Source organism: Stutzerimonas stutzeri (genome assembly GCF_000952685.1).
Classification (GTDB): Bacteria; Pseudomonadota; Gammaproteobacteria; order Pseudomonadales; family Pseudomonadaceae; genus Stutzerimonas; species Stutzerimonas stutzeri_E.
The window spans coordinates 1-19,849 of record NZ_JYHV01000020.1 but is presented as its reverse complement, the minus strand read 5'-3'; the positions used below and the strand labels follow the sequence as shown (position 1 = coordinate 19,849).

The 19,849-nt window shown below is 57.3% G+C and carries 21 protein-coding genes and 3 tRNA genes; 16 read left to right on the top strand and 8 right to left on the bottom strand.

The features are described from left to right. The first annotated feature begins 388 nt into the window (after positions 1 to 388). A complete protein-coding gene (locus UF78_RS11955) occupies positions 389 to 631 on the top strand; it encodes a glutaredoxin family protein (RefSeq protein WP_045162444.1) in 243 nt (80 codons plus the stop codon). 187 nt (positions 632 to 818) lie between these two features. Here UF78_RS11955 and UF78_RS11950 read toward each other — a convergent pair. The 3 genes from UF78_RS11950 to mobA form a co-directional block, all read right to left on the bottom strand. Beyond that, positions 819 to 895, bottom strand: a tRNA-Pro gene (locus UF78_RS11950). A gap of 103 nt (positions 896 to 998) precedes the next feature. After that, complete coding sequence (locus tag UF78_RS11945) at positions 999 to 1,220, bottom strand: YgdI/YgdR family lipoprotein (protein ID WP_045162443.1); 222 nt, start codon at positions 1,218 to 1,220, stop codon at positions 999 to 1,001. Positions 1,221 to 1,267: 47 nt separating this feature from the next. Next, the gene (gene mobA, locus UF78_RS11940) at positions 1,268 to 1,870 is read right to left on the bottom strand and encodes a molybdenum cofactor guanylyltransferase MobA (protein ID WP_045162442.1); all 603 of its coding nucleotides are present in this window, start codon (positions 1,868 to 1,870) and stop codon (positions 1,268 to 1,270) included. Between the two features lie 65 nt (positions 1,871 to 1,935). Between mobA and moaB the strand changes: the two genes are divergently transcribed. The 3 genes from moaB (at position 1,936) to UF78_RS11925 (ending at position 4,900) form a co-directional block, all read left to right on the top strand. Next, entirely contained in the window at positions 1,936 to 2,475 is a 540-nt protein-coding gene (gene moaB / locus UF78_RS11935) for a molybdenum cofactor biosynthesis protein B (RefSeq protein WP_045162441.1), read from the top strand. Further along, positions 2,472 to 3,686, top strand: a complete 1,215-nt coding sequence (glp, locus tag UF78_RS11930; protein ID WP_045162440.1) for a gephyrin-like molybdotransferase Glp — start codon at positions 2,472 to 2,474, stop codon at positions 3,684 to 3,686. The genes moaB and glp overlap by 4 nt, the downstream gene beginning before the upstream one ends. A gap of 182 nt (positions 3,687 to 3,868) precedes the next feature. Continuing rightward, positions 3,869 to 4,900, top strand: coding sequence for an acyltransferase family protein (locus tag UF78_RS11925; RefSeq protein ID WP_045162439.1), 1,032 nt, complete (start codon positions 3,869 to 3,871; stop codon positions 4,898 to 4,900). Positions 4,901 to 4,992: 92 nt separating this feature from the next. Here the strand turns inward: UF78_RS11925 and UF78_RS11920 are convergent, their stop codons facing one another. Then, complete coding sequence (locus UF78_RS11920; protein ID WP_045162438.1) at positions 4,993 to 5,298, bottom strand: I78 family peptidase inhibitor; 306 nt, start codon at positions 5,296 to 5,298, stop codon at positions 4,993 to 4,995. Positions 5,299 to 5,476: 178 nt separating this feature from the next. Here UF78_RS11920 and UF78_RS11915 point away from each other — a divergent pair, with 178 nt between their 5' ends. Beyond that, the gene (locus tag UF78_RS11915) at positions 5,477 to 5,878 is read left to right on the top strand and encodes a PA2779 family protein (protein WP_045162437.1); all 402 of its coding nucleotides are present in this window, start codon (positions 5,477 to 5,479) and stop codon (positions 5,876 to 5,878) included. Continuing rightward, the gene (locus UF78_RS11910) at positions 5,875 to 6,825 is read left to right on the top strand and encodes a PA2778 family cysteine peptidase (protein ID WP_155397637.1); all 951 of its coding nucleotides are present in this window, start codon (positions 5,875 to 5,877) and stop codon (positions 6,823 to 6,825) included. The genes UF78_RS11915 and UF78_RS11910 overlap by 4 nt, the downstream gene beginning before the upstream one ends. A 4-nt stretch (positions 6,826 to 6,829) precedes the next feature. On the opposite strand, the gene UF78_RS11905 is transcribed toward UF78_RS11910, so the two are convergent. Continuing rightward, positions 6,830 to 8,113 carry an NAD(P)/FAD-dependent oxidoreductase gene (locus tag UF78_RS11905; protein ID WP_045162435.1) on the bottom strand — a complete coding sequence of 428 codons (1,284 nt, stop codon included), beginning with the start codon at positions 8,111 to 8,113 and terminating at the stop codon, positions 6,830 to 6,832. Between the two features lie 168 nt (positions 8,114 to 8,281). Between UF78_RS11905 and UF78_RS11900 the strand changes: the two genes are divergently transcribed. The 10 genes from UF78_RS11900 (at position 8,282) to UF78_RS11855 (ending at position 16,082) form a co-directional block, all read left to right on the top strand. Then, a tRNA-Val gene (locus tag UF78_RS11900) sits at positions 8,282 to 8,358 on the top strand. Positions 8,359 to 8,583: 225 nt separating this feature from the next. Next, on the top strand, positions 8,584 to 10,506 hold the full coding sequence (gene thrS / locus UF78_RS11895) for a threonine--tRNA ligase (protein ID WP_045162434.1): 1,923 nt from the start codon (positions 8,584 to 8,586) through the stop codon (positions 10,504 to 10,506). Further along, positions 10,506 to 11,057: a translation initiation factor IF-3 gene (infC, locus tag UF78_RS11890; RefSeq protein ID WP_019339385.1), complete on the top strand. Its 552-nt coding sequence runs from the start codon at positions 10,506 to 10,508 to the stop codon at positions 11,055 to 11,057. Before thrS ends, infC begins: the two co-directional genes overlap by 1 nt. A 62-nt stretch (positions 11,058 to 11,119) precedes the next feature. Next, positions 11,120 to 11,314 (top strand): 50S ribosomal protein L35, encoded by a 195-nt coding sequence (gene rpmI, locus UF78_RS11885; RefSeq protein WP_019339386.1) that lies wholly within the window; start codon positions 11,120 to 11,122, stop codon positions 11,312 to 11,314. A gap of 27 nt (positions 11,315 to 11,341) precedes the next feature. Then, entirely contained in the window at positions 11,342 to 11,698 is a 357-nt protein-coding gene (gene rplT / locus UF78_RS11880; RefSeq protein WP_019339387.1) for a 50S ribosomal protein L20, read from the top strand. A 167-nt stretch (positions 11,699 to 11,865) separates the two neighbouring features. After that, entirely contained in the window at positions 11,866 to 12,870 is a 1,005-nt protein-coding gene (gene pheS, locus UF78_RS11875; RefSeq protein WP_045162433.1) for a phenylalanine--tRNA ligase subunit alpha, read from the top strand. Positions 12,871 to 12,902: 32 nt separating this feature from the next. Then, a complete protein-coding gene (gene pheT, locus UF78_RS11870) occupies positions 12,903 to 15,281 on the top strand; it encodes a phenylalanine--tRNA ligase subunit beta (RefSeq protein ID WP_045162432.1) in 2,379 nt (792 codons plus the stop codon). A gap of 3 nt (positions 15,282 to 15,284) precedes the next feature. Continuing rightward, positions 15,285 to 15,587, top strand: coding sequence for an integration host factor subunit alpha (gene ihfA, locus UF78_RS11865; RefSeq protein WP_003282572.1), 303 nt, complete (start codon positions 15,285 to 15,287; stop codon positions 15,585 to 15,587). Beyond that, positions 15,568 to 15,924 carry a MerR family transcriptional regulator gene (locus tag UF78_RS11860; protein WP_025242142.1) on the top strand — a complete coding sequence of 119 codons (357 nt, stop codon included), beginning with the start codon at positions 15,568 to 15,570 and terminating at the stop codon, positions 15,922 to 15,924. Before ihfA ends, UF78_RS11860 begins: the two co-directional genes overlap by 20 nt. Positions 15,925 to 16,005: 81 nt before the next feature. Further along, positions 16,006 to 16,082 (top strand) — tRNA-Pro (locus tag UF78_RS11855). Positions 16,083 to 16,240: 158 nt separating this feature from the next. Here the strand turns inward: UF78_RS11855 and UF78_RS11850 are convergent. The 3 genes from UF78_RS11850 to UF78_RS11840 all read right to left on the bottom strand — a co-directional run. Then, the gene (locus UF78_RS11850; RefSeq protein ID WP_045162431.1) at positions 16,241 to 17,140 is read right to left on the bottom strand and encodes a helix-turn-helix domain-containing protein; all 900 of its coding nucleotides are present in this window, start codon (positions 17,138 to 17,140) and stop codon (positions 16,241 to 16,243) included. Between the two features lie 64 nt (positions 17,141 to 17,204). Then, the gene (gene pobA, locus UF78_RS11845; protein WP_045162430.1) at positions 17,205 to 18,389 is read right to left on the bottom strand and encodes a 4-hydroxybenzoate 3-monooxygenase; all 1,185 of its coding nucleotides are present in this window, start codon (positions 18,387 to 18,389) and stop codon (positions 17,205 to 17,207) included. Between the two features lie 365 nt (positions 18,390 to 18,754). Beyond that, positions 18,755 to 19,849 (bottom strand): OprD family porin (locus UF78_RS11840; RefSeq protein ID WP_045162429.1); only part of this gene is annotated, 1,095 nt, incomplete at its 5' end.

The following is a 19,849-nucleotide window of genomic DNA, read 5'->3' as shown; positions in this document are numbered from 1 at the left end:
ATGATGCTCTGAAGTCGCTCTTACGGCGCCATGCAATAAAGCACTACATAAGTAATTGAGCCCTTAGACCTTAGTCTTTAAGGCTTAAGCATGAAAGTGTCGGTTAAACCGTTCGGCAGTTATGTCTACTTCCGTTGAAGCCTGGCATCAACTGCTGCTGCCGATACGCGTCGACACATCCGGCCCAGTGGCTCTGCGGCCGCTTGGGTTGCCGCATCCTAGCGGTTTGCCAGCGTCTCGTCGATTCCCTAAATCAAACCATCGTTTGAGTGGGGTGAAGGTCACACTTTTTCTAACTGAGTAATCCGAAAGGACGAGGCTGGCAGTTCCCAGCTGCATCATGTCTGGCCTGCTAGAATTGCATGGCCTGTTCTAGTGAGTCGTACTTATGTATCTGCCTGAATGCCAGTTGTTTGGAACGCTGGGTTGCCACCTCTGTGAGCAGGCCGAGGCGGAGCTTCTGTCGCTAGTGGAAAACGGGCTGCTGGTAGAGTTGTTGGATATAGCCGACCGCCCTGAGTGGGTCGATGATTACGGCCTACGTATACCTGTGTTGCGGCGAGTGGATACGGGCGCCGAGCTGGATTGGCCATTTGAAGCAGAGCAGGTTGTATGGTTTTTGCAGCGATAGAAGCAAGGCAGGCTAGTCGAAGGAGTATCGCGGAGCGGGTGCAAGGGTGTGTTCGTGAGGTGCGCTAAGGAGCAGCGGGCCTGACCGATTAAACGAATCCAGACGCGGAGGTTTCGGCCCAAATACAAAAAAACCGGCCAGAGGCCGGTTTTTTTGCATCAGACCTATTCAGTCTGATGCCGGGATTTGGTCGGAGCGACTGGATTCGAACCAGCGACCTTCTCGTCCCGAACGAGACGCGCTACCAAGCTGCGCTACGCTCCGAAGATGGCGCGCATTTTACAGAAAAAGTTTTGCTTCACAAGCGTTTAGCGAATGCTTTTTTGACGGTGCCGGGCAGTGTGCTCGACACCGAAGAGCGGGGTGGTTACAGCTCCTTGACAGTACGAACTTGATCCTTGTTAACCCTGCCTGGCTTACCGTCGATGCCTTCGAATTCGTAGAAGCCGGCGTCCTCGTCATATTCCGGACGGTCCAGCGTCTGGATTTCTCGACCATCGTTGAGTGTGATGACGCTGGGGCTCGAACAGCCCGTAAGAAGGGCCAGTCCAACCAGCAATGCCAAGGCGGGTCCGGTTGCTGCACGCATGATAAGTCTCCTCTGAGTAGTTGCGTCTGTGACGGCAATCGCCGACGCTAAGTTCCCTGTGGAGGTGCTCGCTCCGAAAGCAGCTCAGGCGAGTTCAGATTGGCTAGCCGAGGATCGTCTGCGTCGAGGTCAAGGGCTCGTGCACCCAGCTCCAACAGTATCTTGCGGTTGCTGCGTTCTCCCGCATGCCAGGCAATTTCGATGGCAGGTGCCAGATCGCTCGGAATGACGCAGAACAGCGGTTCCCATTGCGTGTCACGCCTAGCCATTACGGCCTTCCCCGGCTCCGCTCGAGCGCTCTTGTACAGCTGTATAAGCAGCGCCTCGTCTATCAGCGGAGCATCGCACGGCAATACCATGAGCCAGTGGTGGCGAGCCGCCGCGAGGCCTGCTCGTATACCGGCAAGTGGCCCAGGAAAATCAGGCTCGTCGTCACAAACCAATCGATCGGAAAAGGCCGCGTAACGCTGTTGGTTGCGGTTGCAGGAGACGAGCAAGTCATCCGTCAGTGGCCGCGCGATGCGATACGGCCACGCCACGAGCGGTTTGCCATGCCACTCAACCAACCCCTTGTCCTGCCCGCCCATTCGTTGTCCGCGGCCACCAGCCAGCAGCAAAATCGAGCAATCAGCAAGCCTGCGCTGTTGCATCAAATGCTCCGCCAAAAGCCTGTGATATAACACCCAAAATTGAGTCCAACAACCGGGAAGCCTGTATGAGCCATCTTGCTGATCAATCCTTTGTTCCGTTGAATATTGCTGTCCTGACAGTTAGCGACACCCGTTCGCGTGAAACCGATACCTCAGGGCAGCTTCTCGTCGACCGGCTCCTGGCTGCCGGACATCGACTGGCTTCTCGAGTACTGCTCAAAGACGATCTGTACCGCATTCGTGCGCAAGTAGCGAACTGGATCGCCGAGGACGAAGTACAAGTTGTACTGATTACCGGAGGTACAGGTTTTACCGGGCGCGACAGCACCCCGGAAGCGGTGAGCTGCTTGCTGGACAAGCAGGTCGACGGCTTCGGTGAGCTGTTTCGCCAAATATCCGTTTCCGATATCGGCAGTTCCACCATCCAGTCGCGAGCGGTGGCCGGACTGTCGAACTCGACGCTGGTCTGCTGCCTACCCGGCTCGACCAATGCCTGCCGGACCGCCTGGGATGGCATTCTTGCCGAGCAGCTCGATGCGCGTCATCGTCCGTGCAATTTCGTGCCGCATCTCAAGCAGGCCGAACCCTGCGAGAGCCGCGCATGAAAGCGGGTGAGCCGCCAGCGCTGATGCCGGTAGAGCAGGCGCTTGAAGCACTGCTCAATCTGGCGGAGGCCACTCAGATTGATGGCGTCGAAAGCGTGCCGATCGATGATGCGGTTGGTCGGATACTCGCTGAACCCTTGATCGCGAAGCTGGACTTGCCGCCATGGCCGAACAGCGCCATGGATGGCTATGCCCTGCGAGAAGCCGATTTGTGTGGGCAGCCACTACGGGTCAGCCAGAAGATTTTTGCCGGCACTCAACCCGCACCTCTGGAACCAGTTAGCTGCGCTCGGATTTTCACCGGCGCGCCGATGCCGGAAGGTGCCGATAGCGTGGAGATGCAGGAGAACGTCGAGGTGCTCGATGATGGCCGAGTGCGTTTTGCCGTGCCGGTGCGGCAGGGGCAACACGTCCGTCCTCAGGGTGGCGAGGCGCGGTCGGGTGACGAGGTCCTGGCAGCGGGTGTGCGGCTGGGGGCGATTGAGTTGGGGCTTGCCGCTTCACTGGGTGTCTCGCAGCTGAACGTGAGTCGAAAACTCAAGGTCGCGCTGCTTTCTACCGGAGATGAGTTGGTCGAGCCGGGCGAAACGCTGCAGCCAGGACAGATCTACAACAGCAATCGCGTGCTATTGCGCCACTGGTTGCAGCGTTTGGGGTGCGATGTCATCGATGCCGGCATCGTGCCGGACGACCTCGCGCGGGTTCATCAATGCCTTGCGGGTCTGCACGAGGTAGATCTGATTCTTTCCACGGGTGGCGTGTCGGTCGGCGAAGCCGACTTTCTAGGAAGAGTTCTGCAGGAAGAGGGCGAGCTAACGCTCTGGAAGTTGGCGATCAAGCCAGGCAAGCCGTTGACCTGCGGTAGTTATCGCGGCGTAGCGGTCATTGGTTTGCCCGGCAATCCGGCCTCCACGCTGGTCACCTTTGGTTTGCTGGCGCGGTCTTATTTGTTGCGCAGGATGGGGGTGACGGAGGTCGAACCGTTAAGTTTTCCAGTGCCTGCGGGCTTCAGCTGGAACAAACCTGGCAAGCGCCGCGAATACCTTAGGGCGCGCCTCGAATCGGGCAGGGCGGTGCTATATGCCAACCAGAGCTCGTCGATTCTGCGCAGCGCAGCCTGGGCGGATGGGTTGGTCGAGGTGCGTGAACATGGTCAACTGAAGGAGGGGGATCCCGTACGCTTTATTTCTTTTGCTGAGTTGCTGGGCTAAGACCCAATTGCCTGAGGCTGTCCGGATGGAAGCCACGTACGAATGGCTCTGGCGCATTACGTCGGATAAATAGGGTAGCTGGGTACCGGCAACAAACTGATCGCATTTCTCACTGTCTACCTTTCCCGTCCGCGCCAGCTGTGGCTGCGATGTGCCTGGTACCCCAAAACAAGGAGAATGTGATGCAGGAGAGAAATGCCTGGGTCGATTATGCCAAAGCCATTGGAATCATCTTGGTGGTCTACGGACATGTTGCACGCGGGGTGTTCAATGCTGGCTTGCCAATAGAGGAAGACCGCTATCTTCTCGTCGATAGCATCATTTACAGCTTTCACATGCCGTTGTTTTTCTTTTTGTCGGGTTTGTTCTTTTACGATTCGCTGATGAAACGCGGAAAGACGGGGCTGATCACCAACAAGGTTGATACCGTCGTCTATCCCTTTATCGTCTGGTCGTTACTGCAAGGCTCGATTGAGGTGGTGTTGTCGAACTACACGAATGGAGAGGTCACCTTAGGGCAGGTGTTCTCGTTGCTCTGGTCGCCGCGGGCGCAGTTCTGGTTTCTCTATGCGCTGTTTCTGGTTTTCGTGGTCTGCTCCTTTGTCTATGCCAAGGCTGATCGTCGCTACTTCCTGCCGATACTGCTGGCATTCAGCGCCTTCTATGTCTTCAAGCAAGACCTCGCGATGGGCAATGTTGGCAGGTTCATCTTTGGCAATGCCGTATTTTTTGCGCTTGGCGTCTGGTTTAACGAGATCAAGGCGTATTTTTTGACCCGCTTCGTTCCGCTCACCTTGCTGTTCGGAACGCTATTCGTAATCGGTCAGTATCTGTTCCACATCACGTTTGGCTTGAACTGGGAAGTTGGTGGCTTGCCGGTACTTGTGCTGGCGACTGTTTCGATCTTTTTCGTGATTGCGCTATCGATGTGGTTAGGGCAGGTTCGGATGGAGTGGCTACTGTTCATTGGCGCTTCCTCAATGACCATTTACCTGATGCACATTCTCGCCGGAAGCGGTATTAGGGTAATCCTCAGCAGCTTCTTGGGTGTTGATTCCATCCCTGTGCATCTCGTGCTTGGGACGCTGATCGGCCTAATTGCACCGTTGCTGGCTCAAGCCATCATTACGCGTTATGACCTGTACTGGCTGTTGGTACCGCCGAAATCATTCTCTGCGACCAGCCTACGGACGCGCAGGGTGGTCGCGCACTGACCCCAGCGCGTTGCGCCTTGGTTGCAGCAGGCGCTGCAGGCTATCGATGCGGCGCCCGGTCATGCGGAGGGTTAGAAGGACGATGCTGCGGCTTAGCCGCAGCCAATCCGCTGAATTTCCAACGATTCGTCAGTCGTGAGTGTTAGCCGTTGCGCGTTGTATTCCAGCGTGACGACGTCTCCTGGTCGGAGGATGCGGGCTATGGCTGCCCCACTTTGTTGGCGTGCCTGTTCAAGCAATGCTGGGCTTGCATGTTTCCCGACCAGCGCCTGAACAGCCCCGGCGTTGCACCGCCCGGTTGAGTCCTGTGGCGTTTGCATCGAATCGGATGTTGATGACTGGCAGCCAAGGAGGATGGCGCCGTACAACATCAGAGTGATTGATCGAATGGCCTGCATGTTCGTTCTCCCTTGTATCGTGATCGTTTGGGGGGAATGGGCGGTGGGTGGTTGAAATCCTCCTTTTGCTGAAACCTTAGCGTACGAGGGAACTGGCGGAACAGCGGCACCGTCTTAACTTTGGTGGCCCCTGACAATCGCGCGGGGCTGACGAATAAAAAGATTAAGGAGTTCCGCCATGTTCAATTCGTCCGTTATGAAGCGTGTAGCCAGCCTGCTGGCCGCGATGCACTTCATGCTGTTCGCGCAAATCCCGCTGGCCCAGGCGACAATGATCGGCACCCCGGAAATCATTGCCGAGCAGCAACAGCAAGTGGACCGCCAGCAGCTGCTGACGATGCTCGAGGACAAAGACGTCCAGAAAAAGCTGATCTCCATGGGTGTCGACCGCGATCAGGTTGAGCAGCGAATCAACAGCTTGACGCCGGCGGAACTCGCGCAGTTCAACCAGCAACTGGATCAGGCGCCAGCCGGTGCCGGAGTCGTCGGGATCATCGTTCTGTTCCTGGTGATCTTTATCATCACCGATCTGCTTTGCGCGACTAACATCTTCAACTTCGTCCACTGTATCAACCGTTGATGCAGCGACTGGTCCTGCTGTTTGCCGTAATCCTTCTCGGGGCGTGCGCGCGGACTCCAATCGTACCGGTTGGGTCCGCGGGGCTTCCCGAGCGGGTTGAGCTGGACGAGGTCCCATTCTTTCCCCAGGAAGATTATCAGTGCGGGCCCGCCGCGCTCGCCACGATGCTTACCCAGCGTGGCGTCGATACTCAACCGGAACAGCTCGTCAAACGCGTTTATCTTCCCCAGCGCAAAGGTAGCCTACAGGTTGAAATGGTCGCGGCTGCGAGGGCCCACGATCTGCTGGTCTACCCGTTGGAGCCACGCCTAGAAGCGGTGCTGAGTGAGGTGGCGGCAGGAAATCCCGTCCTGGTGCTGCAGAACCTTGCTTTCGATCGCTGGCCTCAATGGCATTTTGCAGTTGTGGTGGGGTATGACCTGGCTGCGCAGACTCTCGTGCTGCGCTCCGGGACCACTCGGCGCTGGACCGGAAGTTTTCGTCAGTTCGAGCGCAGTTGGGCCAAGGGTAAGCGGTGGGCAGTGGTAACGGTTGCGCCCGATCAATTGCCGCGTACCGCTCAGGAAACGGTCTGGCTGAAGGCTGCGAATGACCTTGAGCAAACCGGTCACAATGATGCGGCGCTAAAAGCCTACGAAACGGCTGCACAACGTTGGTCGAGCGGCTTGTCATGGTTCGTACTGGCCAACGCTCGGTACGCACAAGGCGACAAGCCTGCGGCGGAGCGCGCCCTGAGGGCCAGCGTCCAGCGTGACAACGCTTTCGCGCCTGGTTGGTTTAACCTGTCGCAAGTGTTGGCCGAGCGGGGGTGTCGTACTCAGGCATCAGCAGCACGCTCATGTGCGGTGCAGCTGGCGCCGAAGGACGAGCGATTCAAGGCGGGGTTACCTAGGGGGCAAGAAGAGTCCGGCGCTTGCGATGCGGCTCCGCCATGTCCCGTTAGGTGATACCTCAGAAGCCGATTCTGTCACGCAGACTGTAATAGAGCGCGCCGAGAGCACTCAGCGGCGCGCTGAATGTTTGTCCTCCGGGAAACGGATAGTGCGGCAAACTGGCAAAAGCATCGAAGCGCTCAGCCTGCCCTCGCAAGGCCTCGGCAATGACTTTCCCGGCGACATGGGTGTAGGTGACGCCATGACCGCTGCATCCTTGGGAGTAGTAAAGATTGCCATCGAGCCGACCGACCTGGGGTAAGCGCGATAGCGTCATTAGAAAATTGCCGGTCCAGGCGAACTCCGTCTTGATGCCTTGCAACTGCGGAAACGTCTTGAGCATCTTCGGCCGGATGATCGAGTCGATATCGGCCGGATCGCGTGCGCCATATACCACTCCACCCCCATAAATCAGACGTTTGTCGGCGGAAAGGCGGAAATAGTCCAACAGATAATTGCAGTCCTCGACGCAATAATCCTGCGGGAGCAACGTCGCCGCGAGTTCTGGATCGAGGGGCTCCGTGGCGATGACTTGAGTACCGCAGGGCATGGATTTGGCTGCCAGCTCTGGGACCAGTCCGCCCAGATAGGCATTTCCGGCAACGACCACGAATTTCGCGGTCACTTGGCCGTGCTGGGTGTGTACTCGCGGCGTGTTTCCTCGATCGATACGGATTGCTGGGCTTTGTTCGTAGATGACGCCGCCGAGCGATTCGACCGCTGCCGCTTCGCCCAGCGCGAGGTTGAGTGGGTGGATATGGCCGCCGCCGTGATCCAGCATCCCGCCAATGTATCGCTCGCATGCGACGACGTTTCGAATGCCGCCGTGGTCGAGCAGTTCGAGTCGATCGTAGCCGTAGCGCTCCCAAAGGGCCTTCTGAGTCTCGAGATGGTGCATCTGTTTGGTGTTGAACGCGGCGAATACGCCTCCGTTCTTCAAATCGCAGTCGATGCTATAGCGCGCGACTCGCTCTCGGATGATCTGCCCGCCCTCGAATGCCATCGCTCCGATCAATCGTGCTTCGTCACGACCAGCACTGCGCTCGACGGTGTCGATATCGCGGCTGTAGCTGTTAACGATCTGTCCACCGTTGCGCCCGGACGCGCCGAAACCGACCTTCGCGGCTTCAAGGACGATGACACGGAAACCTTGCTCAAGCAGGAACAGGGCGGTCGATAGCCCGGTGTAGCCGGCGCCAATCACGCAGACGTCAGTCTCGACATCGCATCCCAGGGCGGTGCGAACAGGCGCCGGGTTCGCCGAAGCCGCGTAATAGGATGACGGGTAGGGAGTGTGCGACATTCTGTTTGCCCTGTTTTGAATATTTGACGCTGATGCTATCGCTACAGGACTTCCTATGCCATAGCGGTGCGAGAGACTTTTTGGAATCCAAAAATTACGTATATCAGTGGCTTAGCGAAAAAAGCGCTTGACTCTCTCAGGCGTATCTCTAAAATGCGCGTCCATCGGAGGCACATAGCTCAGTTGGTTAGAGCACCACCTTGACATGGTGGGGGTCGTTGGTTCGAATCCAATTGTGCCTACCAATTCCGAAAAGGGTCGCGCTAGCGACCCTTTTTTTATGCCTTGCTTGTCAGTGCGGCGGCTTTCTGAAAGCATCCGTGCTCCATATATTTCCAGTGACTTCGATCCGGATCGATCAGCTTTAGTGCTCCTGCCACCGTGCGGCAGGTTATTCGATGGATCGCTTTCCTGGCTCATCCCAACCCACGTGGCCTTTGGTAGGGGTCACCACTAGGAGAGGAGGCGCCATGCCCATCATTACTCTTCCTGACGGCAGTCAGCGTTCTTTCGATAATCCCGTTTCCGTCGCTGAGGTGGCTCAATCAATTGGCGCAGGTCTCGCCAAGGCTACTCTGGCGGGCAAAGTAGACGGTCGATTGGTTGATGCTTGTGATCTGATCGAGCGCGACGCGAGCCTGCAGATCATCACGCCTAAGGATGAAGAGGGGCTGGAGATCATTCGTCACTCCTGTGCGCACCTGGTTGGGCATGCGGTCAAGCAGCTATATCCGTCTGCCAAGATGGTGATTGGGCCGGTGATCGCAGAGGGCTTTTATTACGATATCGCCTTCGAGCGGCCGTTTACGCCGGATGATATGGCTGCGATCGAGCAGCGAATGAAAGAACTGATCGATACTGAATACGACGTGATCAAAAAGGTCACGCCGCGTGCTGACGTGATCGAGGTATTCCGGTCGCGCGGTGAGGATTACAAGCTGCGCCTAGTCGAGGATATGCCGGACGAGCAGGCAATGGGGCTGTACTACCACGAAGAATATGTTGACATGTGCCGTGGCCCGCACGTGCCGAATACCCGATTCCTCAAGTCCTTCAAGTTGACCAAGTTGTCTGGTGCATATTGGCGTGGCGATGCGAAGAACGAGCAGCTGCAACGCATCTACGGTACCGCGTGGGCGGACAAGAAGCAGCTTGCCGCCTACATCCAGCGAATTGAAGAGGCCGAGAAGCGCGACCACCGCAAGATCGGCAAGCGCCTGGATCTGTTCCATACCCAAGAAGAAGCACCGGGGATGGTCTTCTGGCACCCGAATGGCTGGACTCTGTATCAGGTGCTCGAGCAGTACATGCGCGGCGTGCAGCGGGCTAATGGGTATCAGGAGATCAAGACGCCTCAAGTCGTCGATCGCAGTCTGTGGGAGAAATCCGGGCACTGGGGCAACTACGCCGAAAACATGTTTACGACCGAGTCGGAAAGTCGCGACTACGCGATCAAGCCGATGAACTGCCCCTGTCATGTTCAGGTGTTCAACCAGGGCCTCAAAAGCTATCGCGAATTGCCGATGCGTCTTGCCGAGTTCGGCTCCTGCCATCGCAACGAGCCATCTGGTGCATTGCACGGAATCATGCGGGTCCGTGGCTTCACCCAGGACGATGCGCACATCTTCTGCACGGAAGAACAGGTCAGTGCCGAGGCGGCAGATTTTATCAAGCTGACCATGCAGGTATACGCCGACTTCGGTTTCAGTGAGATCAAACTGAAGCTGTCTACCCGCCCGGAAAAACGTGTCGGTGACGACGCATTTTGGGATCGTGCCGAAGCGGCACTTGCCGGTGCACTGAACGAGGCGGGCTTGCCGTGGGAGTACCTGCCGGGCGAGGGTGCGTTTTACGGTCCAAAGATTGAGTTCACGCTGCTTGACTGCCTCGGGCGCTCCTGGCAGTGCGGCACCTTGCAGTACGATCCGAACATGCCTCAGCGCCTGGATGCGAGCTATGTCGCGGAAGATAACAGCCGCAAGACGCCAGTCATGCTCCATCGGGCAATTCTTGGCTCGTTCGAGCGATTCATCGGAATTCTCATCGAGCATTACGAAGGCGCTTTCCCTGCCTGGCTGGCTCCAACTCAGGCCGTGGTGATGAATATCACCGACAAGCAGGCTGATTTCGCACTGGAAGTGGAGAAAACGCTTAACCAAAGCGGCTTCCGTGCCAAGTCCGACTTGAGAAACGAAAAGATCGGCTTTAAAATCCGCGAGCATACCTTGCTCAAGGTTCCCTATCTTCTGGTTATCGGAGACAGGGAAGTAGAGACACGAGCCGTTGCTGTGCGCACCCGTGAAGGCGTCGATTTGGGCTCCATGCCCCTGGATGACTTCGCGCAGCTGCTGACACAAGCGGTTTCCCGGCGTGGTCGCCAAGAATTGGAGTAATGACTATTAAGCGTGAAATGAGACAGGATAAACGAGCTGCACCCAAGGCCCCGATCAACGAGAATATCTCGGCTCGTGAGGTCCGTTTGATTGGTGCTGATGGCGAGCAGGTTGGCATCGTCTCGATTGATGAAGCGCTTCGTATAGCTGAAGAAGCCAAATTGGATCTGGTGGAAATTTCCGCCGATGCGGTTCCTCCCGTTTGCCGGATCATGGATTACGGCAAGCACCTGTTCGAGAAGAAGAAGCAGGTCGCTGCGGCGAAGAAGAACCAGAAGCAGATCCAGGTTAAAGAAGTAAAGTTTCGTCCAGGGACGGAAGAAGGGGACTACCAGGTCAAGCTACGCAACCTGGTACGTTTCCTGAGTGACGGGGACAGGGCCAAGGTTTCGTTGAGATTCCGCGGTCGTGAGATGGCGCATCAGGAGCTGGGGATGGAACTGTTGAAGCGGGTCGAAGGTGACCTGGCTGAATACGGTTCGGTCGAACAGCATCCAAAGATGGAAGGACGCCAGCTGATCATGGTCATCGCTCCCAAGAAGAAAAAGTAACCACCAGGGCACTGGCAGGCCTTGCGGTTATTTGAAATCACCCACACTGTGGAGTACCGAACATGCCAAAGATGAAGACTAAAAGTGGCGCTGCGAAGCGCTTCAAGAAGACGGCGAATGGCTACAAGCACAAACACGCTTTCAAGAGCCACATCCTGACCAAAATGTCTACCAAGCGTAAGCGTCAGCTGCGTGGTACATCTCTGATGCACCCGTCTGACAACGCAAAAGTAGAGCGCATGCTGCGCGTTCGTTAATTCGGTCAAGACTCAGAGGAATAACTCATGGCTCGTGTTAAGCGTGGCGTCGTCGCTCGTCGCCGTCACAAGAAAATTCTGAAACTCGCCAAAGGCTACTACGGCGCTCGTTCGCGTGTGTTCCGTGTTGCCAAGCAGGCGGTGATCAAGGCTGGCCAATATGCCTACCGTGACCGCCGTCAGCGGAAGCGTCAGTTCCGCGCTCTTTGGATCGCTCGTATCAACGCCGGCGCTCGTGTAAATGGTCTGTCCTACAGCCGTTTCATCGCTGGCCTGAAAAAAGCGGCTATCGAGATCGACCGTAAGGTTCTGGCCGAGTTGGCAGTGAACGAAAAAGCAGCTTTTGCTGCCATTGTCGAAAAAGCCAAAGCTTCTCTGGCCTAAGCCCATCGACAATCGAATCTTCGGATTCGTAGCGTCACCGATAGGGGAAGAGCCTTGTGCTCTTCCCCTATTTCGTATCTGAAGGGGCATTTGCAAAAATGCACCTCGCGTACAGCCTGAGTGCTGATCGTCTGGTGCGGTTCTGCAAGAACCTCTGGAGGTTGTACATGGAAAACCTGGATGCACTGGTCTCGCAAGCGCTTGAGGCGGTGCAACATAGTCAAGACATCAACGCCCTGGAGCAAATCCGGGTTCAGTATCTCGGCAAGAAAGGCGAGCTGACCCAAGTCATGCAGACGCTGGGCAAACTGTCTGCGGATGAGCGCCCCAAGGCCGGTGCGCTCATCAATGCGGCGAAGAGCCGCGTTCAGGATGAGTTGAATGCCAAGAAAGCGGATCTTGAGCAAGCTGCGCTGAGCGCCAAGCTCGCCGCCGAGCGGATCGATGTGACATTGCCAGGCCGGGGAGAGACCTCCGGTGGACTGCATCCTCTGACCCGAACGCTGGAGCGCATCGAGCAGATTTTTTCTCATATCGGTTACACAGTTGCCGAAGGGCCTGAAGTCGAAGACGACTATCACAACTTTGAAGCACTTAATATCCCAGGCCATCACCCGGCTCGTGCGATGCACGATACGTTCTATTTCAACGCCAATGTGTTGCTGCGTACTCATACCTCGCCGGTTCAGGTGCGCACTATGGAATCCAGTCAGCCGCCGATTCGCATCATCTGTCCGGGGCGTGTTTATCGCTGCGACTCCGATCAAACCCATTCACCGATGTTTCACCAAGTGGAAGGGCTGTTGATCGATGAGGGTATTAGTTTCGCCGACCTGAAGGGCACTATCGAGCAATTCTTGCGTACGTTCTTCGAAGCTGATCTGGAGGTGCGTTTTCGACCATCGTTCTTTCCATTCACCGAGCCGTCAGCGGAGGTAGATATCCGCCGTGTGGTGCGTAAAGGTGATCAGGAATCTCAATCTTGGCTTGAGGTGTTGGGCTGCGGAATGGTTCATCCCGATGTGTTGCGGATGTCAGGAATCGATCCGGAGCGCTACCAAGGCTTTGCCTTTGGTATGGGCGCCGAACGGCTGACCATGCTGCGTTATGGCGTTAGTGACCTACGCATCTTCTTCGATAACGATCTGCGCTTTCTTGAGCAGTTTCGCTAACCGCAGATAGCCAACACGTTTAGGAGAGCAGGATGAAATTCAGCGAGCAGTGGTTGCGTACGTGGGTCAATCCGCAAGTTTCCCGTGAGGAACTGGTAGCGCGGCTGTCGATGGTAGGCCTCGAAGTGGATGCGGTCACCCCCGTGGCCGGTGAGTTCAGTGGCGTTATCGTGGGCGAGGTGCTGAGCACCGAGCAACATCCGGATGCGGACAAGCTGCGCGTCTGCCAGGTCAGCAACGGCAGCGAAACCTTTCAGGTAGTCTGTGGTGCGCCCAATGTGCGCCAGGGGCTGAAGATTCCTTTTGCGCAGATCGGCGCGCAGCTGCCGGGCGACTTCAAGATCAAGAAAGCGAAGCTTCGCGGCGTCGAATCCAACGGCATGCTCTGCTCGGAAACCGAGTTGCAGGTTGGTACAGACGACAGTGGACTGATGGAGCTGGCTGGTGATGCCCCCGTTGGTAGCGATCTTCGAGTGTATCTCGGCCTGGATGATGCGAGCATCGAGATAGGCTTGACGCCAAACCGTGGCGACTGCCTCTCTATCGCGGGGCTTGCGCGTGAGGTAGGCGCCATCTACGGCGCGAAGGTCGCTCCAGTCGATATCGTTCCGGTGGCTGCGAGCCACGATGAGGTGCGTCCCGTAGAGGTGTTGGCGCCCACAGCTTGTCCGCGCTACCTCGGACGCGTGATTCGTAATGTGGACCTGTCGCGACCCACTCCGCTGTGGATGGTCGAGCGGTTGCGTCGTTCCGATATCCGCAGTATTGACGCGGTGGTAGATGTCACCAACTACGTGATGCTCGAACTTGGGCAGCCGCTGCACGCATTCGACCTAGCCGAGATTCAAGGAGGGATCAGGGTTCGGATGGCTGAGGATCAGGAGAAACTCGTCCTGCTTGATGGGCAGGAAGTGACTCTGCGCAGCGATACCTTGGTCATCGCCGACCACCAGCGTGCCCTCGCGATTGCTGGGGTCATGGGGGGTGAGCACAGCGGTGTGAGTGCCGCGACACAGGATCTGTTCCTGGAGAGTGCCTTCTTCGACACCATTGCCCTTGCCGGCAAGGCGCGCTCCTATGGTCTACATACCGACGCCTCGCATCGCTACGAGCGAGGGGTTGATTCCCAGCTGGCCCGTAGGGCCATGGAGCGGGCTACTGCGCTGCTGCTGGAGATAGTCGGCGGCAGCGCCGGGCCCGTAATCGAAGTCGCTAGCGAAGCCGATCTCCCCCGCGTTGCACCGGTTCTGTTGCGCAAGGATCGAATAGAACAGATGCTGGGGTTAAGCATGGCGGGCGATCAGGTCGTCTCGCTATTGTCAGCGCTGGGTCTGGGTGTTGCTGAGCTGGGAGATGAGTCTTGGGAAGTCAGCGTGCCCAGCCATCGATTCGATATCAGCCTCGAAGTAGATCTGATCGAGGAATTGGGCCGTCTGTATGGTTACGACCGCTTACCGGTGCGTTACCCCCAGGCACGTCTGGCCCCCGAAGCCAACCCTGAATCCCGAGCCGAGTTGCCCGCTCTGCGCCGCTTGCTGGTTGCCCGTGGCTACCAGGAAGCGATCACCTACAGCTTCATCGATCCGAAAATGTTCGAGCTGTTTAGCCCTGGTGTCGAGCCGCTGCAATTGGCCAACCCGATTTCATCGGACATGGCGGCGATGCGCGCGACGCTATGGCCAGGGTTGATCAAGGCATTGCAATACAACCTGAACCGGCAACAGACGCGGGTGCGTCTGTTCGAGAGCGGCCTACGTTTTGTCGGTCAGCTTGGCGAGTTGAAGCAGGAGCCGATGTTGGCAGGTGTCATCACCGGCAGCCGTTTGCCGGAGGGTTGGGGCAACGATAGAGCCGCAGCTGACTTCTATGACATGAAAGCCGACGTAGAAGCCTTACTCGGGTATGCCGGTGACTCTGTCTCCTATCGCTTTTCCGCCGCCGAGCATCCTGCTTTACATCCTGGACAGACTGCTCGAATCGAGCGGGAAGGGCGTCTGGTCGGCTATATCGGAAGTCTTCATCCTGAACTGGCCGCCACGCTGGGTATCGATCAGCCCGTCTATCTGTTCGAGCTGCTGGTCGCAGAAATCAGCGAGGGCCGGCTACCGCGTTTCAGTGAGCTATCCCGCTTCCCTGAAGTGCGTCGCGACCTGGCGATTCTGGTGGCACGTGAAGTTCCGGCTGACGATGTGTTGCTATGCATTCGTAGGGCCGCAGGCGAGAACCTGACAGACCTCAAGCTATTTGATGTCTATCAGGGTAAAGGTATTGATCCTCTTAGCAAAAGTGTGGCAGTCGGCTTGACCTGGCAACACCCTTCGCGCACTCTAAACGACGATGAGGTGAGTGGTGCGATGCAGCAAATCCTCTCCTCCCTGGAAGAAAGGTTCAACGCCACGTTAAGGAAATAGCGTATGGGGGCTCTGACGAAAGCTGAAATGGCGGAACGTCTATATGAAGAGCTAGGCTTGAATAAGCGCGAGGCCAAGGAACTGGTCGAACTGTTTTTCGAGGAAATTCGACAGGCGCTCGAGCATAACGAGCAGGTGAAGTTGTCCGGTTTCGGCAACTTCGATCTGCGCGATAAGCGACAGCGCCCTGGGCGCAACCCGAAAACCGGTGAGGAAATCCCGATCACGGCGCGTCGTGTCGTGACATTCCGGCCAGGGCAAAAACTAAAAGCCAGAGTCGAAGCCTATGCTGGAACCAAGTCATAACGACGAATTGCCAACGATACCTGGCAAACGCTACTTCACCATCGGTGAGGTCAGTGAGCTGTGTGCGGTCAAACCGCATGTGCTGCGTTATTGGGAGCAGGAGTTTCCGCAACTCAATCCTGTGAAGCGTCGCGGTAATCGGCGCTATTACCAGCGGCAGGACGTGCTAATGATCCGGCAGATTCGGTCATTGCTATATGAGCAAGGCTTCACGATCGGCGGCGCTCGGCAGCGGATGTCCGGTGACGAGGCTCGTGAGGACACAACGCAGTACAAGCAACTGATCCGACAAATGATCACCGAGCTTGAAGATGTGCTTCAGGTGCTCAAGAACTAACTACTTGGCATAAAAAACTTTCACATATTCAGTTGCTTAATGTATAGTTCGATCCGCTTCCAGCCGAGCTGAAAGCATCGTCGGGGCGTAGCGCAGCCTGGTAGCGCACTTGCATGGGGTGCAAGGGGTCGAGTGTTCGAATCACTCCGTCCCGACCAAAAAACTTCACGATTTAGGCCAGTTCAGAGATGAGCTGGCCTTTTTCGTTTTGGACGGTTTTTACGGAACTTTAATCCGGCCTCTTTCCTCGTTATCGCCAGCGTCGATCTTGCTGTTGAGGCGTGAAGCCCTAGCGTGGCCTGTGCTTGATGGCCTGTCAGAGCCCTGTATCCGATGATAGGGACGGCTCAGACCGATCCTGCTTACGGAACGCCTGGGGGGATAGCCCCATGAGGCGCTTGAAGAACCGGGAAAAGTAGGCCGCCTCAGAGAATCCGAGTCCTTCGGCGATCTGTTTGGCACTGAGTGCGGTGTAGAGCAGCTGTCGTTTTGCTTCGAGCAGCAAACGTTGATGGATTACCTGCTGTGCGGTACAACCAGCGAACCGACGTGTCAGGTTGTTCAGGTATGCAGGCGTGATGCCGATGCGGTGCGCATACTGCTCAATAGAGAGCTGCTCGCGAAAGTGTGCCTCGACCAACGCAGAAAATGCCTGCAGATGGTCCAGTCCGGGCAATGGGCGCTCCCGCTGTCGATCATGTGCCTGTCGCCGCAACCAGGTTACGACAAGGCCGATCAGCGAGTGAAGCTGCAGTTCCCGTGCTGGGGCTGGGCAAAGGTATTCGCGATTGATGGCTTCGAAGAGCCCATCGAGATATTGCAGATCATCGCCGATGCGGTAGAGGGCGGCCGTAGCGAGAATGGGCTGGGGTGCGGCGAGCTGTTCCTCGAGCACCCTGGCCAACGGAGCTGCCAATGTGATGACATAGCCCTCTATTTGGTCGGAAAATTGGAAACCGTGAATGCACAGCGGCGGCACTACTTGAATTGCCGGATGTTCCAGCCGGATTTGCGCTCCTTCAATCTCGATCACGGCCCAGCCGCTGCGAACGTACAGCAATTGCACCAGATCGCCATGCCGATGGGGCTTGATTTCCCAGTCGTGCAGGCGACTGCGCTCTGGGATCGATTCGCAATGCAGTAGATCCGGTGTGGTCCACTCAAGACGGTCACCGTAGAGCTTGAACACCGGAACGCTCGCCGGACGGGCTTCCATGACGTGGCCTCTGCGCAAAGCGTTGACGCTAGCACCGCCAGCAGGCACTGCCCAGCCTGCCGGGTCACTCGATCGGTTCATAGGGCAGGCCTACGTAGTTTTCCGCGATGCTGGTCAGCCCGGCGACGGTACTGGTGTAGTACTCCAGCTCGCTCTGCTGGATGCGCTGACTAAAACCGTCGGTATCCGGGAAGCGATGCAGCAACGAGGTCATCCACCAGGAGAAGCGTTCGGCTTTCCATACGCGCCGCAGGCAGATAGGTGAATAGCGGCTGACGAGGTCGTGTCGACCTTCTTGGAATACTTTGCAGAGGATCCGGTACAGCGTGCTGACATCGCTTGCCGCGAGGTTCAATCCTTTCGCGCCGGTGGGTGGAACAATATGCGCGGCATCGCCGACGAGGAACAGCCGGCCGTATTGCATGGGTTCGGTCACGAAACTGCGCAGCGGGGCGATACTCTTTTCCAGCGAGGGGCCGGTCACCAACTGGGCGGCGATATCTTCAGGTAGACGGCACTTGAGCTCTTTCCAGAAACGCTCATCCGACCAGTCCTTCACATGTTCATCCAGACCTATTTGCAGGTAATAGCGTGAACGGGTGGTGGAGCGCATGCTGCACAAGGCGAAGCCGCGCTCATGGTTGGCGTAGATCAGCTCTTCATGCACCGGAGGCGTATCGCTGAGCAGCCCTAGCCAGCCGAACGGATAGACCCGCTCGAAGATTTCCAAGGCATGGCTGGGGATGGTCTTGCGCGAGACGCCGTGAAACCCGTCGCATCCGGCGACGTAGTCGCAGTCCAGACGCAGCTGTTCGCCGTTGTGCGTGAAGGTGACATAGGGCGCATCGGATTTCAGATCGTGTAGCTGCACGTCGCTCGCTTCGTAGAACGCCGGGGCACCGCTGTCGCGACGGGCGACCATCAGGTCTCGGGTCACTTCGGTCTGGCCGTAGACCATGACCGTATCTCCACCCGTAAGAGTTTTCAGATCGATCCGTTCGCGTCGTCCAGCGAAGGCCAACTCGACACCTTCGTGGACAATTCCTTCGCGGTCCATGCGTTCGGCAACACCGGCCTCGTGCATCAGATCGACCAAGCCCTGCTCAAGCACTCCTGCACGGATGCGACCCAGCACATAGGTCGCGCTCTGGCGCTCGATGATCACATTAGAAATGCCTGCCTTATGTAAGAGCTGGCCGAGTAATAGGCCGGACGGGCCTGCGCCGATGATGGCAACATTGGTTCTCATGAATGGCCTCTCGTTATTGTTCGCGCGTGTTGCGCCTATTGATTCGAGATGACGGACATTCTTGCTGCACCGACGGGCCCAAGTTAATGGCCATACCCGGCTTTAACTTGGACTTTTATAAACTGCGTTCGGTAATCGGACAGGCTCGTTACGGCCCTTGAGCCGACTACGGCCGATGTCGAGCTGATATGACTGCACTCAACCAAAGGGGGCTTCATCCTTCAGGTCGCTGCCGCCGTGTGTTGCAGTCAAGTGATTTGCATAAGCGACTCGGTAACGGTCCTATAAAAAAGCCCGTCACGAGGACGGGCGAAAGTTTCCGCAACAGGAGCGAGGAGCGTTGCGTCCAGCGTGGTGGATGCCGCTTACAAGATGGAGATCGGGTAGTTGAAGATCAGGCGGTTCTCGTCCAGGTCACGGGTGTTGGCCTGGGAGCGGAAGCTCGAGTTGCGCCACTTGATGTTGAGGTTCTTCGCCGGGCCGTTCTGGACGGTGTAGGCCAGTTCGGTTTCGCGGCCCCATTCCTTGGCATCGTCGTCGGCGGCGGTCTTGATGTTGTCGCCGCTGATGTAGCGGTTCATCAGGGTCAGACCCGGCACACCCATGGCGGCGAAGTTATAGTCGTGACGCACCTGCCAGGAGCGTTCGCCGGCGTTGTCGTAGGAATTGTTGAAGCTATCGTTGGCCAGCGAGCCGCCGCTGGTGCCGTTGACGCGCATCCAGCCGGTATCGCCGCTGACTTTCTGCAGGCCGACGTAGAAGGTGTTGCCACCAGTTTTCAGACCGAACAGACCGGAGTAGGTCTTGTTGTCCAGCTCGCCTGCCAGCGCGCTGCCGTCCTCGTCCCCCTGGAAGTAGCCCAGGTTGGCGGTCAGGGCCAGGTCGGAGCCCAACGGCTGAGTGTGCAGCAGCTGAACGTACTGCTGTTCGTAGACGTCCTTCAGCTCGGCAGTCCACAACCCTACGGTGGTGCGCTTTTCATTGAAGGCGTATTCGCCACCCAGGTAGTTGAAGCGGTCGGAGACGCCACCGCCGTAGCTCATGTCTTCCATGCTGGCGTCGTCGCGCGGGCTGTTCTGACGGAACTGACCGCCGCTGAGGGTCAGGCCATCGATTTCGCGCGAGGTGACCATGCCGCCCTCGAAGGTCTGCGGCAGCGAACGGCCGTCGTCGGCGCGCAGGATCGGCAGTACCGGCATCATTTCGCCGATTTTCAGCTCGGTATTGGAAAACTTGGCTTTCGCCGCGACGCCCAGACGACCGAAATCATCGGCCGGACGACCATCGCTATGACGCGGCAGCAAGCCGGTGCCGTAGGTACCGCCACCGCCATCGAGTTTGACCGCCAGACCGGCGAGCACGTCAACGCCAAAGCCGACCGGGCCCGGGGTATAGCCGGACTGGATGTTGAGTATGAAGCTCTGGGTCCATTCCTCGGCTTTGCTGCGGTCGGTGATCGA

Excerpts from the sequence above, each read along its gene's own strand:
- UF78_RS11915 (WP_045162437.1), top strand. The coding sequence starts at position 5,477 with ATGTTCAATTCGTCCGTTATGAAGCGTGTAGCCAGCCTGCTGGCCGCG.
- UF78_RS11905 (WP_045162435.1), bottom strand. The coding sequence starts at position 8,113 with ATGTCGCACACTCCCTACCCGTCATCCTATTACGCGGCTTCGGCGAAC.
- pheT (WP_045162432.1), top strand. The coding sequence starts at position 12,903 with ATGAAATTCAGCGAGCAGTGGTTGCGTACGTGGGTCAATCCGCAAGTT.
- pobA (WP_045162430.1), bottom strand. The coding sequence starts at position 18,389 with ATGAGAACCAATGTTGCCATCATCGGCGCAGGCCCGTCCGGCCTATTA.
- UF78_RS11850 (WP_045162431.1), bottom strand. The coding sequence starts at position 17,140 with ATGGAAGCCCGTCCGGCGAGCGTTCCGGTGTTCAAGCTCTACGGTGAC.
- UF78_RS11920 (WP_045162438.1), bottom strand. The coding sequence starts at position 5,298 with ATGCAGGCCATTCGATCAATCACTCTGATGTTGTACGGCGCCATCCTC.
- ihfA (WP_003282572.1), top strand. The coding sequence starts at position 15,285 with ATGGGGGCTCTGACGAAAGCTGAAATGGCGGAACGTCTATATGAAGAG.
- pheS (WP_045162433.1), top strand. The coding sequence starts at position 11,866 with ATGGAAAACCTGGATGCACTGGTCTCGCAAGCGCTTGAGGCGGTGCAA.
- thrS (WP_045162434.1), top strand. The coding sequence starts at position 8,584 with ATGCCCATCATTACTCTTCCTGACGGCAGTCAGCGTTCTTTCGATAAT.
- UF78_RS11945 (WP_045162443.1), bottom strand. The coding sequence starts at position 1,220 with ATGCGTGCAGCAACCGGACCCGCCTTGGCATTGCTGGTTGGACTGGCC.
- UF78_RS11955 (WP_045162444.1), top strand. The coding sequence starts at position 389 with ATGTATCTGCCTGAATGCCAGTTGTTTGGAACGCTGGGTTGCCACCTC.
- infC (WP_019339385.1), top strand. The coding sequence starts at position 10,506 with ATGACTATTAAGCGTGAAATGAGACAGGATAAACGAGCTGCACCCAAG.
- glp (WP_045162440.1), top strand. The coding sequence starts at position 2,472 with ATGAAAGCGGGTGAGCCGCCAGCGCTGATGCCGGTAGAGCAGGCGCTT.
- UF78_RS11925 (WP_045162439.1), top strand. The coding sequence starts at position 3,869 with ATGCAGGAGAGAAATGCCTGGGTCGATTATGCCAAAGCCATTGGAATC.
- moaB (WP_045162441.1), top strand. The coding sequence starts at position 1,936 with ATGAGCCATCTTGCTGATCAATCCTTTGTTCCGTTGAATATTGCTGTC.
- UF78_RS11860 (WP_025242142.1), top strand. The coding sequence starts at position 15,568 with ATGCTGGAACCAAGTCATAACGACGAATTGCCAACGATACCTGGCAAA.
- mobA (WP_045162442.1), bottom strand. The coding sequence starts at position 1,870 with ATGCAACAGCGCAGGCTTGCTGATTGCTCGATTTTGCTGCTGGCTGGT.
- rpmI (WP_019339386.1), top strand. The coding sequence starts at position 11,120 with ATGCCAAAGATGAAGACTAAAAGTGGCGCTGCGAAGCGCTTCAAGAAG.
- rplT (WP_019339387.1), top strand. The coding sequence starts at position 11,342 with ATGGCTCGTGTTAAGCGTGGCGTCGTCGCTCGTCGCCGTCACAAGAAA.